The following is a 14,748-nucleotide window of genomic DNA, read 5'->3' as shown; positions in this document are numbered from 1 at the left end:
GACACGCCCTCGGGCAGCGCCCACGAAGGTCAGTTGCCCGCGGCGGCGATACCAGGGGCCGGGGCCTGGGCGTTGCCCGCGATGCCGTAGCGCCCCGCGCCGCCTTCGAGCTGCTCGCGCAGCGCCATGATCGTGGTGACCCGGCCCGCCGCGGTGTCCGCGTTGTCCACAGTGGACAGAATGGAAGTCGACGAGGTGTCGGCGCGGACGACGCCGATCGCGCCGGTGCCGTCGGCGGATCCCGCGTCGCCCGCCAGGACGGTGCCCGCGCCGGAACGGTCGAGCTGCGCGGCGAACCGCGCGACGGTCGAGGCGCGGTCACCGGCGCCGTCGCCGGTGTACTTGGAGCCGGTGAGCACGATCGCGAGCTGCGCGGGCTTCACGTCGCCGCCGGTCTTGAGGAAACCGCCGTCGGTGAGCCCGCCGAGCGCGGCCGCCAGCTCCACCGGGGTGGACTGCGGCTGCGCGTTGTCCTTGTTCAGCAACGCCACCGAACCGAGCAGAGCGCCGGCGAGCGTGCCGGGGTCACCCGCGGTCGGGAACTGGACACCGGCGGGCTGCAGGCGGGACACGACGTCACGCAGCTGGTCGGACCGCATCGGGTCGGAGAACGCCTCGGTCAGCTGGATCTCACCGGTGACGGCCGCACCCGACTGCCCGATGAGCTGCTTGAGCGCGTCGCGGTCCGCGGGCTTGGCGTCTTCCGTGGTCACCAGCACCACGGAACGCTTGTCCAGCTGACCTGCGACGACCTTCGGCCCCATCGCACCGGCGAACGCGTCCGCGTCACCGAGCCGGGCGTTGAGCGAGTTTCGCTGCGCCTCCAGATCCGCGACCTGGGAACCCAGGTCCTCCTTCTGGCTTGCGAGGCCCGAAAGCAGCGAACCGTTCAGCGCCGTGGACCCGAGCACCACCCCGAGCGCGAGCGCCAGGAAGCAGGCGGCGATGGAAACGATGTGGTACCGCAGTGAAATCACGTGAAAAGTCCCTTGCCCCAGGCGATGAACGAGTTCCAGGTCTCGCGGATCCAGTCGAGGTAGACCGAACCGACGTCCGAGACCAGCAGCGCGGCCGCGACGGCCACCAAGGTCGCCACGACCAGCAGGACGATGGCGCCGATGGACACCCGGCTGCGGTGCAGGGTCGCGACCGCCTTGCCGTCGACCAGTTTCGTGCCGAGTTTGAGCCTGGTGAGGAACGTCGACGGGTTCGACCCGGACCGGCCGTGGTCGAGGAATTCCCGCAACGTCGCCTGGAAACCGACGGTGACCACCAGGCTCGCCTCGTGCGCGTCGGCCAGCAGCAGCGCCAGATCCTCGGCGTTGCCCGTCGCGGGGAAGGTGACCGCGCCGATCCCGAGGTCCTGGATGCGCTCGACACCCGGCGCGTGCCCGTCCGGCTGCGCCGGGACGACGACCTCGCCGCCGCTCCGCAGCGTTTCCGCGCCGATCCCGTGCGGGTCGCCGACGATGACGTCCGGCTGATATCCCTGCGCTCGCAGGGTGTCGGCCCCGGCATCGACACCGATCAGCACCGGCCGGTGCTCGGAGATGTACTTCTTCAGCTTCTTGAGGTCTTCGGCGTGCCCGTTGCCGCCCGCGACCACGAGGGCGTGCCGGTCGCGCAGCGGAACCCGGATCTCCGGAACGCCGACGCCGTCGAGGATGAGACTGCGTTCCCGGCGCAGGAACTCGATCGTGTTCGCGGAGAACGCCTCCAGCTGGGTGGACATCCCGGCCTTGGCCTCGATCATCTGATCCGCGACGCTCTCGCGCGTCTGCTGGATCCCCGATCCGAGCTGCCGCTCACCGATGTAGACGACGCCCTCGTGCAGGCGGAGTTTCGTGCCGTCCTTCACCTTGCGCAGCAGTTCGCCGCCGACCGAATCGACCAGCGGGATCCCCGCTTCGAGCAGGATCTCCGGGCCCAGGTTGGGAAACCGGCCGGAGATCGACGGCGACGCGTTCACCACCGCGGCGACTTCGGCCTCCACCAAGGCATCGGCCGTCGACCGGTCGAGATCGAGCTGGTCGAGGACGACGATGTCGCCGGGGCTCAACCGGCGGAGCAGCTCGCGCGTGCGCCTGTCGACCCTGGCGACGCCAATGATCCCAGGCAGGGTCTCTTGGTTACGCGTGAGCAAGCCGGTGAGCTTCATGCGACCGATAGTGACAAATCCGCGCGGCCTTCTGCGTCCGCCACGCCGATGAAAACACGCCGATTAACCCACACCGGATCGGGCTACACGGTCTTGACCGGTACTATTTCGACTTCTTTCGCTTTCCGCCGCGACGAGCCTTCGGCTTGTCCGGCGCGCTCTTGTCGGCCTCGGCGACGGCGAGCAATTCCTCCGCGTGCGCCCGGCCGGTCTCGGTGCTTTCCATTCCGGCGAGCATCCGCGCGAGTTCGACGACGCGCTCCGACTGCTTGAGCACGCGCACCCCGCTGCGGGTCACCCCGCCGCTGGTGCCCTTGTCCACCACCAGATGCTGATCGGCGAACGCGGCCACCTGCGGCAGGTGCGTGACCACCAGGACCTGGTGACTGCGCGCCAGCCGCGCGAGCCGCCTGCCGATCTCGACCGCCGCGCGGCCGCCGACCCCGGCGTCGACCTCGTCGAACACCAGCGTCTGCACGGTGTCCGCATGGGCGAGGACGACCTCGATCGCCAGCATCACGCGCGAAAGCTCACCGCCGGAAGCGGCCTTGTGCACCGGAAGCGGCGGTGCGCCGTTGTGCGCGCGCAGCAGCAGCTCGACGTCGTCGACCCCGTCGGGACCGGCGTGCACGAGCCTGCCTTCGACCTTCACCGCGTGCGAGTCGCTCTCGTCCACGGTGCGCCGCTCGACGGTGATCTCGATCTCCGCCTGCCCCATGGCGAGCCCGGACATCTCGGAAGTGATCGCCTCGGCCAGCTCGGCGGCGGCCTCGACCCGCGCCTCCGACAGGCGGAGGGCGTGCTCGGCCAGCGTCGTCGCGAGTTCGTCACGACGTTTGGCCAGCTCGGCCAGCGCCTCCTCGGAGGTGTCCATCGTGGACATCCGGCGGCGGGCGTCGTCGGCCCAGGCGAGCACACCGTCCACATCGGCCGCGTACTTGCGGGTGAGCCGCTTCAGATCGGCCTGGCGCGCGAGCACCTTCTCCAGCAGCGCCGGGTCGGCGTCGAGCGTTTCGAGGTAGCTGCCCAGCTCGGCGCCCACTTCGGACAGCAGCACCGAGGCTTCGTCCAGCCGGGGACCTAGTTCACGCAGCACGGCGTCCTCGGAACCGGTCAGGTGCCGCGTCGCCTCGCCGATCAGCCCCAGCGCGCCGGGCACGTCCGGATCCCCGTCCGGCGATCCGGCGACGGCGGCGTGCGCCGCGCTCGCGGCCCCGCGCAGCTCGTCGACCGCGGCGAGCCGCTTGATCTGCTCGGTGAGCTCGGTGTCCTCGCCGGGTTCGGGCGCGACGGCGTCGATCTCGGTGAGCCCGTGGCGCAGCAGATCGGCCTGCTGGGCCATCTCACGGGAACGAGTCGATCGCTCGGTCAGCTCGGCGACGACGGCGAGCCATTCGTCGCGCACCGCGCGGTACTGCTCGAGCGGTTCGGTGACGGCCTCGCCGGCGAACCGGTCGATCACCGCGCGCTGCTCGGCGGGCCGCAGCAGCCGGAGCTGATCGTTCTGCCCGTGGACCGCGATCAGCTGCTCGGACAGGTCGGCCAGCACACCGACCGGCACCGAACGGCCGCCGAGGTGGGCGCGGGACCGGCCGTCGACCGAAACCGCGCGCAGCGCGATGACGCTGCCGTCCTCGTCGACCTCCGCCCCGGCATCGGTGACGATCCGGGTGGCGCCCTCGGCACCGCCCAGCTCGAACCGGCCTTCCACGAAGGCCTTCAGCATTCCCGTCCGCACCTTGGACACTTCGGCTCGGCCGCCGGAGAGCAGGTGCAACCCGCTGACGACCATCGTCTTGCCCGCACCCGTCTCACCGGTGACCACGGTGAAGCCCGCGTGCAGTTCCAGCAGGGCGTCCTCGATGACTCCGAGGCCCTGGATGCGCATCTCGGCCAGCACGACGCCCACCGTAGCGGCCCACCCCGACCATTCCCGCACCCGGCACGTCGTGAACGGGCCTTTGACGACGAAAGTTGTCTTCAAAGGCCCTTTCAGGACATCCGTCAGCGGGCGTGTCGCTCCCGCCAGCCCTTGATCGGCAACGAGAACTTGTGCACCAGCCGGTCGGTGAACGGGCCTTCCCACAACCGGATCAGCCGCACCGGCACCCGGCCACAGGTGACCCGCACGGTCGCACCGGCGGGAAGATCGAAGGTCCGCGATCCGTCGCAGGTCAGGACGGCGGACGAGCCGTCCGGATCGATGGCGACGGTGATCTCCGAGTCGCGGGAGACGACCAGCGGCCGGGAGAACATCGCGTGCGCGTTGCTGGGGACCACCAGCAGTGCCTGGACGTCCGGCCAGATGATCGGACCGCCCGCGGAGAACGCGTACGCCGTCGAACCGGTCGGAGTGGCGCACAGGACGCCGTCGCAACCGAAGGACGACACGGGCCTTCCGTCGACCTCGATGAGCGCGTCCAGCACCCGCTCACGCGAGCTCTTCTCGACGCTGGCCTCGTTGAGCGCCCACGTGTGGACGGTCTCCTCGCCGTCGACACTGACCACGACGTCGACGGTCATCCGCTCTTCGACCTGGTAGTCGCCGTCGACAGCGCGCTGGACGGTGTCGGCGAGCTTGTCCGAATCGGCCTCGGCGAGGAACCCGACCCTGCCCAGGTTGACGCCCAGCACCGGGACGCCGTTCGGCCTCGCCAGTTCCGCGGCCCGCAGCAGCGTGCCGTCGCCGCCGAGCACGAACACCAGCTCGGTGCCGGCGGCCGGGTCCTGCTCCGGCGCCATGACCGTGCAGGGCGCGCCGATCCCGCCGTCCGCCTCCAGCATCTCCCGGACGTCCTCGTCGAGCACGCGCAGCCGCACACCGGCCTTGGCGAACCGGGCCGACACCTCGCGTGCCGCGTCCCGTGTCGCGTCCCGGTCCGGGTGCACGACCAGCAGTACCTCGCGATCGCTCATTGGGGTCCCTCCAGGACTGCGGTGCGCACGAGCCGCTCGGCGTCGGTGCCGAGGGTCTCCCCCGCCCCACGGGTAAGCCAGACGAAGTATTCGACGTTCCCGGACGGCCCTGGAAGCGGGCTCGCCACGACGCCGCGCAGGCGCAGGTCCAGCTTCTCGGCCTCGGCGAGCACGCCCAGCACCGATTCGGCCCGCAGCTCCGGGTCACGGACGACGCCGCCGCTGCCGAGCCGGTCCTTGCCGACCTCGAACTGCGGTTTCACCATCGGCACCAGATCGGCGCCGTCCCGCGCGCAGGCCGCCAGCGCGGGCAGCACGAGTTTGAGCGAGATGAACGAGAGGTCCCCGACCACGAGGTCGACCTGGCCGCCGAGGTCCTCCGGGGTCAGGTTGCGGACGTTCGTCTTGTCGAGGACGACCACGCGGTCGTCCGTGCGCAGGCGCCAGTCCAGCAGGCCGCGGCCGACGTCGGCGGCGATCACCGTGGCGGCGCCGTTGCGCAGCAGGACATCGGTGAAGCCTCCGGTCGAGGCGCCCGCGTCGAGGCAGCGCTTTCCCTCGGTGGAAAGACCTTGCGAGGTAAAGGCTTCGAGCGCGCCGAGCAGTTTGTGCGCGCCTCGGGAGGCCCAGCCGGGATCGTCGCCGTCGCGCACCACGATCGGCGCGCCGGACTCGACCCCGGTCGCGGGTTTGGTGGCCACCATCCCGCGGACGGTGACCTTGCCTTCGGCGATCAGCGCGGACGCCTGCTCACGGGAGCGGGCCAGACCCCGCCGGACGAGCTCCGCGTCCAGGCGGGCGCGTTTGGGCACGCGGTCAGACCTTGTCGATGGTGGACAGTGCCACCGTCAGCTCGGTGTGCACGGCTTCGAAACGTTCGACGTGCTCCGAGAGCGGAAGCGCGGTCAGGTCGTCGAGACCGGCCACGGCTTCGTCGATCCCGGCACGGGGATCCGTGTCCTGCTGCGCGAACTGGTCCGGCGGCGGCCCCGGCACCGGCGGCGGGCCGGGAACCGGGGGTCGCGGAACGGGGTGGAAGTGGTCTTGCACCCCACCAAGTTAGCAGCGCTGGTCAGGCGAGGCGCAGCTCGCCGAGCGCGGCGCGGGCGGTGTCGCCCACACCACGGACCTCGGTGATCTCCGACTCCCAGGCCACCGCGCACAACGCGCGCAGCAGGTCGAGGGCGTCGCCTTCACCTTCGGCCTCGAGAACGTCGCCCTGCGCGGTGACCCGCCAGCCGTCCTTGGGCCCGACCTCGAGCAGGTCCGCCCGGCTGCTCAGCCCGGACAGGTCCGCCGCGAGGTAGCGCGGACGCTCCTCGGGCCGCGCCTTCAGCAAGGACGTCGCGTCGGCGACACCGGTCAGAACGCAGAGCGCGTCGAGCCCGGCCGCGACCGCGCCCTCGATGTCGGTGTCCAGCCTGTCACCCACGACGAGCGAGCGCTCCGCACCCGCGTCCCGCGCCGCCGTGGTGAACAGCAACGGCGCCGGTTTGCCTGCCACCAGCGGTTCGACGCCGGTGGCGGTGCGCAGCGCGGCCACCATCGACCCGTTGCCCGGCAGCAGACCGCGTTCGGTCGGCAGGGTCGCGTCGACGTTGGTCGCCACCCATAGCGCGCCCGCGCGGATGGCGAGACACGCCTCCGCGAGAGCGGCCCAGGTGTTCTCCGGGGAGTGTCCTTGTACGACGGCCGCCACGTCCGGACCGGCTTCCCGGACCGTCCGCAGCCCCGCCGACTCGATCTGGGCGACCAGGGACTCCGTGCCCACGACGAGCACCACAGTGCCCTGAGGCAGCCGCTCGCCCAGCAGGGCGGCGGCGGCCTGAGAGCTCGTGTGGACCTCGTCGGGGGTCGCGGGGAGCCCGAGTGCCTCCAGATGCGCGGAGACCTCAGCGGGCGCTTTGGAGGCGTTGTTCGTCACCCACCGGACGGCGGTGCCGTGGTCCCGGAGCGCCCGGAGTGCTTCCGGTGCGCCAGGGACCACCTTGCTGCCGTGATAGACCGTGCCGTCGAGGTCGAACAGGACCGCGTCGTACCCGGCCGACAGGGCGTCAGCCATTCGTGAGCTCCGCGGCGCGCTCGGCGGCGTCGGTCTCGTCCTCCTCGTCGGCCTCTGCCGCGTTGAGGAACCAGCGGATCGCCTCGTCCTTGCGGTCGGCGGCGGCGAGGTTGTCGGCGTAGGCGTAGAACAGCCGGGCGCTCCACGGGTCGCGCTTCTCCGCCTTGAGGTCGTCGCCCTGGAGGGAGACGACGGCGGCGTCCAGCTGGCCGAGGTCGCGCCGCGCGCCCGCCGCGACGATCGCGAGTTCGATCTGGGTCGCCTTGGACAGGCTCTCCTTGTTGACTTCTTTCGCGAGGTCGAGTGCCCGCTCCGGGCGGCCGATGGCACGCTCCGCGTCGGCGATGATCGCGATGTGGTCGTCGGTCCGGGTCATCCGGCGGACGGCCCGCAGCTCGGAAAGGGCCTCCGACCAGTTGCCGGCGTGGTAGGCGACCAGGCCGAGCGCCTCACGGACGATCGGGACCCGCGACGCCTTGGCCTTCGCGTACTTGGCGTGCTCCATCGCGGCTTCGGGGTCTTCGTCGACGAGGCCGCCGGCCGCGACAAGGTGCTTGCCGACGGTTTCCGCGAGCGCCTTGGGCAGCGTGCGGAGTTCCCGGCGGACCTCCTCGTCGAGATCGGAGAACTCGATGCCCTCGGGCAGCTCCGGAGCCGAAAGCAGCTCGCGCGCCAAGGTCTCGTCGTCGACCGGCCGGTCGTCGACGCGCGGCGAGGAACGGAAGTCCTTGCGGCCCTCGGAACGGTCACGCTGGGGACGGTCGCCACGCTTGTCGTCGTACCGCTTCTCCGGACGGTCTCCGGACGGACGGTAGGACGGACGCCGGTCGTCGCCGCCCCTGTTGTCACGGCTGTCACGGCTGTCACGGTCGCCGTAGGACTTGCGCTCGTAGCTTCCACCGCTGCTGGGACGGCGGTCGCCCGAAGAGGGGCCGCGGCGGTCGTCACGGCGGTTGTCACGGTCGCCGTTGTAGCCGCCGGAACGGGAGCCACCGCGGTCGTCGCGGTAGGACGGACGTCGGTCGTCGCCGCCCCTGTTGTCACGGTTGTCGCGGTCGCCGTAGGACTTGCTCTGGGGGCGTCCTTCGTAACGGTTGCCGGACGGGCGGTCGTCGGAGCGGCCGCGGTTGTCCGAGCCGTAGCCGGAACGTGCCGGGCGGCTGTCGGAACGCTTCTCGTACCGGCCTTCGGAACGGCTGTCCGAGCGGTTGTCGGACCTGCTGTCGGAGCGGTTGTCGTAACGGCGCTCGGGACGGCTTTCGGACGAGCGGTACCCGCCGCGGTCGCCACCACGGCTGTCGCGGCTGTCGGAGCGGTACCCACCACGGTCACCGCCGCGGTTGTCCCGGCTGTCGGAGCGGTACCCACCACGGTCACCGCCGCGGTTGTCCCGGCTGTCCCGGTTGTCGGACCGGTAACCACCGCGGTTGTCGCTGCCACGGCTGTCACGACGGTCGTCCGAACGGTAGCCGCCCCGGTTGTCGCCGCCGCTGCGGCTGTCCCGGCGGTCGTCGGACCGGTAGCCGCCTGCCCGACGGTCGTTGTCGCGACCACCGGACCGGTCGTCACGACGGTCGCCGGAGCCCCGGCGGTCGTCGTTGTTGTAGCGCGGACGGCTGTCGTCACGTCCCGCTCCGGCGAACCGGCCGCCACCGGAGCGCTGGTCACGAGGACCGTCGCCACTGCGCGCGGGCTTGCCGGAGTAGCTGCTCGTACCGCGGGCGCCACGGTCGTCACGGCGCGGGCGGCCCTGGTAGCCGCCGTCACGGCCGCCCCGGTCCTGCCTGCCGCCGGCGGAACCGCGCCGGTCACCTCGCTGCGCGTCAGACCGGCCTCCGCGGGGACTGTCGTCCCGGCGACCCGACCGGCCGGACGCGCCATCATCTGAGTCACGTCGACCGAACTCGGACACCTGGCCTCCTGCCACTATTGAAAAAGTTTTCGACACTTGAGCCCACCCGTCGGGCGAGCCAACGGACCATTCTAGTCCGTCCGTGGACATGAAAAGAGACAGGGCCCTGACCGGGGAGAACCTGTCAGAGGTTCTCGACCCTGGTCAGGACCCTGTCCTGAAGTTAGTCCGGCGGTGTCCTACTCTCCCACAACCCTTCGGTTGCAGTACCATCGGCGCTGTCAGGCTTAGCTTCCGGGTTCGGAATGGGACCGGGCGTTTCCCTGACGCTATAACCACCGAAACACTACGAAACAACACACACTCGTTTGTTCCCACAAACAGTGTGGTGTTTCAGAGCTGTAGAGTGGATGCGTAACATCTTTGTGGGCAAGTCCTCGGCCTATTAGTACCAGTCAACTCGACAACACATTACTGTGCTTCCATTTCTGGCCTATCAACCCAATGGTCTGTTGGGGGCCTTAACCCACATGGGGTGGGATACCTCATCTTGGAACAGGCTTCCCGCTTAGATGCCTTCAGCGGTTATCCCTTCCGAACGTGGCCAACCAGCCATGCCACTGGCGTGACAACTGGCATACCAGAGGTTCGTCCGTCCCGGTCCTCTCGTACTAGGGACAGCCTTCCTCAAGTATCCTACGCGCGCGGCGGATAGGGACCGAACTGTCTCACGACGTTCTAAACCCAGCTCGCGTGCCGCTTTAATGGGCGAACAGCCCAACCCTTGGGACCTACTCCGGCCCCAGGATGCGACGAGCCGACATCGAGGTGCCAAACCATGCCGTCGATATGGACTCTTGGGCAAGATCAGCCTGTTATCCCCGGGGTACCTTTTATCCGTTGAGCGACACCCCTTCCACCAGGTGGTGCCGGATCACTAGTCCCGACTTTCGTCCCTGCTCGACATGTCTGTCTCACAGTCAAGCTCCCTTGTGCACTTGCACTCAACACCTGATTGCCAACCAGGCTGAGGGAACCTTTGGGCGCCTCCGTTACTCTTTAGGAGGCAACCGCCCCAGTTAAACTACCCATCAGGCACTGTCCCTGAACCAGATCATGGTCCGAGGTTCAGATTCCCAATCCGACCAGAGTGGTATTTCAACAACGACTCCACCAACACTAGCGTGCCAGCTTCACAGTCTCCCACCTATCCTACACAAGCCGAACCGAAAACCAATACCAAACTATAGTAAAGGTCCCGGGGTCTTTCCGTCCTGCCGCGCGTAACGAGCATCTTTACTCGTAGTGCAATTTCGCCGGGCCTGTGGTTGAGACAGCCGGAAAGTCGTTACGCCATTCGTGCAGGTCGGAACTTACCCGACAAGGAATTTCGCTACCTTAGGATGGTTATAGTTACCACCGCCGTTTACTGGCGCTTAAATTCTCAGCTTCACCCCGAAGGGTTAACCGGTCCTCTTAACGTTCCAGCACCGGGCAGGCGTCAGTCCATATACATCGTCTTGCGACTTCGCATGGACCTGTGTTTTTAGTAAACAGTCGCTTTCCGCTGGTCTCTGCGGCCACCCACCCCTAGCCCGCGAAGGGCTTCAGAGTGTTTGGCCCCCCTTCTCCCGAAGTTACGGGGGCATTTTGCCGAGTTCCTTAACCACAGTTCACCCGATCGCCTTAGTATTCTCTACCTGACCACCTGTGTTGGTTTGGGGTACGGGCCGTGCACGCACTCGCTAGAGGCTTTTCTCGGCAGCATAGGATCACTCTACTTCACCTCAATCGGCTACGCATCACGTCTCAGCCTTAATGAATGGCGGATTTGCCTACCATTCGGCCTACACGCTTACACCAGTACTACCACTCACTGGCGGAGCTACCTTCCTGCGTCACCCCATCACTCGACTACTACGGAATCAGATCCCACGCTCCACACTCGCGCATTCACCCGAAGGCTTCAACACGAGGCTTTGGGTGGTTAGTATCAACCGCCTCATCCTGGGCGCACGTGCTCGGGTACGGGAATATCAACCCGTTATCCATCGACTACGCCTGTCGGCCTCGCCTTAGGTCCCGACTTACCCTGGGCGGATTAGCCTGGCCCAGGAACCCTTGGTCATCCGGCGGCAGAGTTTCTCACTCTGCATTCGCTACTCATGCCTGCATTCTCACTCCCGCACCCTCCACGACTGGCTTCCGCCGCCGCTTCCCTGGATGCAGGACGCTCCCCTACCCATCCACACGACTGGACACTCCCTCAAGGGAAGCATCGATCTGTATGTGTGAATGACACAGCTTCGGCGGTGTGCTTAAGCCCCGCTACATTGTCGGCGCAGGACCACTTGACCAGTGAGCTATTACGCACTCTTTCAAGGGTGGCTGCTTCTAAGCCAACCTCCTGGTTGTCTGGGCAATCCCACATCCTTTCCCACTGAGCACACACTTAGGGGCCTTAGCTGGTGTTCTGGGCTGTTTCCCTCTCGACGACGAAGCTTATCCCCCGCCGTCTCACTGCCACACTCTCACACCACGGTATTCGGAGTTTGGTTGATTTCGGTAACCCGGTAAGGCCCCTAGACCATCCAGTAGCTCTACCCCCGCGGTGAAACATGTGACGCTGCACCTAAATGCATTTCGGGGAGAACCAGCTATCACGGAGTTTGATTGGCCTTTCACCCCTACCCACAGCTCATCCCCTCAGTTTTCAACCTAAGTGGGTTCGGCCCTCCACGTCGTCTTACCGACGCTTCAGCCTGGCCATGGGTAGATCACTCCGCTTCGGGTCTAGACCACGCGACTATATTCGCCCTATTCAGACTCGCTTTCGCTACGGCTACCCCACACGGGTTAACCTCGCCACGCAGCACTAACTCGCAGGCTCATTCTTCAAAAGGCACGCCATCACCTCAACATCACAAGGATGTGCTCGGGCTCTGACGGCTTGTAGGCACACGGTTTCAGGTACTCTTTCACTCCCCTCCCGGGGTACTTTTCATCTTTCCCTCACGGTACTAGTCCGCTATCGGTCTTCAGGAAGTATTTAGGCTTACCGGGTGGTCCCGGCAGATTCACAGCAAATTCCACGAGCTCGCTGCTACTCGGGAACACCAGACAAACAATCCACAACGTGTTTTCGCGTACGGGACTCTCACCCACTCCGGTCGCCCATCCCAAGGCGTTCCACTAACACGCGCAATCATTCCGAGGACTGTCAGATCCTCGACGCTGGGTCCCACAACACCACACACACAACGCCTGACAGCTTGACATGTGCATGGTTTAGCCTCTTCCGCTTTCGCTCGCCACTACTCACGGAATCACGGTTGTTTTCTCTTCCTACGGGTACTGAGATGTTTCACTTCCCCGCGTTCCCTCCACACACCCTATATATTCAGATGCGGGTAACACCACATAACTGGTGCTGGGTTTCCCCATTCGGAAATCCTCGGATCACAGCTCGGTTGACAGCTCCCCGAGGCATATCGCAGCCTCCCACGTCCTTCATCGGCTCCTGAAGCCAAGACATCCACCATGTGCCCTTAATAACTTGACCACAAAGATGCTCGCATCCACTCTACAGTTCTCAAACACCACACCAGAAACAAACAACCAGGGTGTGAACCCCTCGGCGTGTTGCCTCAGGACCCAACAGCATGCCAGCGAACAATGCTTCCAACCTCCCAGGAGCACCCGTTCCACGCACCCGAAAGTGCAGTACTAGAGCGTCCCGGCAAAAGCCGGCGACACCATGACCAGTAGTTCCACAATTCCTTGAGCAACCCAGGCAGAAACACATTCGGTTTCTAGGCCCGAGCCACTCCACAGTCTTGGTCTCGGGTATCCCGAGGACTGTGGATGTGTTGCTCCTTAGAAAGGAGGTGATCCAGCCGCACCTTCCGGTACGGCTACCTTGTTACGACTTCGTCCCAATCGCCAGTCCCACCTTCGACCACTCCCCCCGCTTACGCGGTTGGGCCATGGGCTTCGGGTGTTACCGACTTTCATGACGTGACGGGCGGTGTGTACAAGGCCCGGGAACGTATTCACCGCAGCGTTGCTGATCTGCGATTACTAGCGACTCCGACTTCACGCAGTCGAGTTGCAGACTGCGATCCGAACTGAGACCGGCTTTAAGGGATTCGCTCCACCTCGCGGTATCGCAGCCCTCTGTACCAGCCATTGTAGCATGTGTGAAGCCCTGGACATAAGGGGCATGATGACTTGACGTCATCCCCACCTTCCTCCGAGTTGNCCCCGGCAGTCTCCCACGAGTCCCCGCCATGACGCGCTGGCAACGTAGGATAAGGGTTGCGCTCGTTGCGGGACTTAACCCAACATCTCACGACACGAGCTGACGACAGCCATGCACCACCTGTACACCAACCACAAGGGAAGCCCCATCTCTGGGGATGTCTGGCGCATGTCAAGCCCAGGTAAGGTTCTTCGCGTTGCATCGAATTAATCCACATGCTCCGCCGCTTGTGCGGGCCCCCGTCAATTCCTTTGAGTTTTAGCCTTGCGGCCGTACTCCCCAGGCGGGGCGCTTAATGCGTTAGCTACGGCACGGACAACGTGGATGTCGCCCACACCTAGCGCCCAACGTTTACAGCGTGGACTACCAGGGTATCTAATCCTGTTCGCTCCCCACGCTTTCGCTCCTCAGCGTCAGTATCGGCCCAGAGACCCGCCTTCGCCACCGGTGTTCCTCCTGATATCTGCGCATTTCACCGCTACACCAGGAATTCCAGTCTCCCCTACCGAACTCAAGTCTGCCCGTATCGCCCGCACGCTCCACGTTAAGCGTGGAGTTTTCACGAACGACGCGACAAACCGCCTACGAGCTCTTTACGCCCAATAATTCCGGACAACGCTCGCACCCTACGTATTACCGCGGCTGCTGGCACGTAGTTAGCCGGTGCTTCTTATCCAGGTACCGTCACTTGCGCTTCGTCCCTGGCGAAAGAGGTTTACAACCCGAAGGCCGTCATCCCTCACGCGGCGTCGCTGCATCAGGCTTTCGCCCATTGTGCAATATTCCCCACTGCTGCCTCCCGTAGGAGTCTGGGCCGTGTCTCAGTCCCAGTGTGGCCGGTCACCCTCTCAGGCCGGCTACCCGTCGTCGCCTTGGTAGGCCATTACCCCACCAACAAGCTGATAGGCCGCGGGCTCATCCTGTACCGCCAGAACTTTCAACCAACCCCCATGCGAAGGTCGGTGATATCCGGTATTAGACCCAGTTTCCCAGGCTTATCCCAAAGTACAGGGCAGATTGCCCACGTGTTACTCACCCGTTCGCCACTAATCCACCCGAAGGCTTCATCGTTCGACTTGCATGTGTTAAGCACGCCGCCAGCGTTCGTCCTGAGCCAGGATCAAACTCTCCAACAATGTCAAATTTGATCGAGGCAAATAATACTTGCTCTCAAAGGAACCTCATACGAGGTTACATATACATAAGCTCTACTGGCTTAGTTCACTAGCACACTGTTGAGTTCTCAAGCAACACACCCCGAATCGCACCACAACTAAGCGGCCTTATCCGAAGCAGTCATTCCTAGCAGTTTTTGGTGGGACACCCACTCAATCGCCTGAGGCGAGAGCTTGGTTCGTGTCCCGGTCGGCCACCCGGTTTCCCTGGCGACGAAGAGAACTTTACATGGCCGGAAACCCCCGAAAACAGGGGGGTACCTTAACGACATTCGCGCAGGTCAGAGGCCATAAACGGGCCCGCGCCCGGCGATCACGCGGTGA

Annotated in this window: 8 protein-coding genes and 3 rRNA genes; all 11 read right to left on the bottom strand. The window is 65.6% G+C overall.

Annotation, left to right across the window (positions count from 1 at the left end; translation table 11 throughout):
- Positions 1-29: 29 nt before the first annotated feature.
- Positions 30-977, bottom strand: coding sequence for a copper transporter (locus tag AMYAL_RS0127390; RefSeq protein ID WP_020634467.1), 948 nt, complete (start codon positions 975-977; stop codon positions 30-32).
- Complete coding sequence (gene steA, locus AMYAL_RS0127385; RefSeq protein ID WP_020634466.1) at positions 974-2,158, bottom strand: putative cytokinetic ring protein SteA; 1,185 nt, start codon at positions 2,156-2,158, stop codon at positions 974-976. The genes AMYAL_RS0127390 and steA overlap by 4 nt, the downstream gene beginning before the upstream one ends.
- A gap of 103 nt (positions 2,159-2,261) precedes the next feature.
- Positions 2,262-4,058 carry a DNA repair protein RecN gene (gene recN / locus AMYAL_RS0127380; protein ID WP_026467500.1) on the bottom strand — a complete coding sequence of 599 codons (1,797 nt, stop codon included), beginning with the start codon at positions 4,056-4,058 and terminating at the stop codon, positions 2,262-2,264.
- Between the two features lie 104 nt (positions 4,059-4,162).
- The gene (locus tag AMYAL_RS0127375; protein WP_020634464.1) at positions 4,163-5,074 is read right to left on the bottom strand and encodes an NAD kinase; all 912 of its coding nucleotides are present in this window, start codon (positions 5,072-5,074) and stop codon (positions 4,163-4,165) included.
- Complete coding sequence (locus AMYAL_RS0127370; RefSeq protein ID WP_020634463.1) at positions 5,071-5,886, bottom strand: TlyA family RNA methyltransferase; 816 nt, start codon at positions 5,884-5,886, stop codon at positions 5,071-5,073. The genes AMYAL_RS0127375 and AMYAL_RS0127370 overlap by 4 nt, the downstream gene beginning before the upstream one ends.
- Positions 5,887-5,890: 4 nt before the next feature.
- A complete protein-coding gene (locus AMYAL_RS0127365; protein WP_020634462.1) occupies positions 5,891-6,070 on the bottom strand; it encodes a hypothetical protein in 180 nt (59 codons plus the stop codon).
- Positions 6,071-6,146: 76 nt separating this feature from the next.
- Entirely contained in the window at positions 6,147-7,136 is a 990-nt protein-coding gene (locus tag AMYAL_RS0127360; protein WP_020634461.1) for an HAD-IIA family hydrolase, read from the bottom strand.
- Entirely contained in the window at positions 7,129-9,048 is a 1,920-nt protein-coding gene (locus AMYAL_RS0127355; RefSeq protein WP_020634460.1) for a hypothetical protein, read from the bottom strand. The genes AMYAL_RS0127360 and AMYAL_RS0127355 overlap by 8 nt, the downstream gene beginning before the upstream one ends.
- A 166-nt stretch (positions 9,049-9,214) precedes the next feature.
- Positions 9,215-9,331, bottom strand: a 5S ribosomal RNA gene (gene rrf, locus AMYAL_RS0127350).
- Positions 9,332-9,413: 82 nt separating this feature from the next.
- Positions 9,414-12,550, bottom strand: a 23S ribosomal RNA gene (locus AMYAL_RS0127345).
- A 318-nt stretch (positions 12,551-12,868) separates the two neighbouring features.
- Positions 12,869-14,385: ribosomal RNA gene (locus AMYAL_RS0127340) — 16S ribosomal RNA — on the bottom strand.
- Together the 16S, 23S and 5S rRNA genes form the textbook arrangement of a ribosomal RNA operon.
- Between the last annotated feature and the right edge of the window lie 363 nt (positions 14,386-14,748).

The organism is Amycolatopsis alba DSM 44262, assembly GCF_000384215.1.
Lineage (GTDB): Bacteria > Actinomycetota > Actinomycetes > Mycobacteriales > Pseudonocardiaceae > Amycolatopsis > Amycolatopsis alba.
The sequence above is the reverse complement of the archived record's forward strand: the minus strand, read 5'-3'. Positions and strand labels throughout refer to the sequence as shown.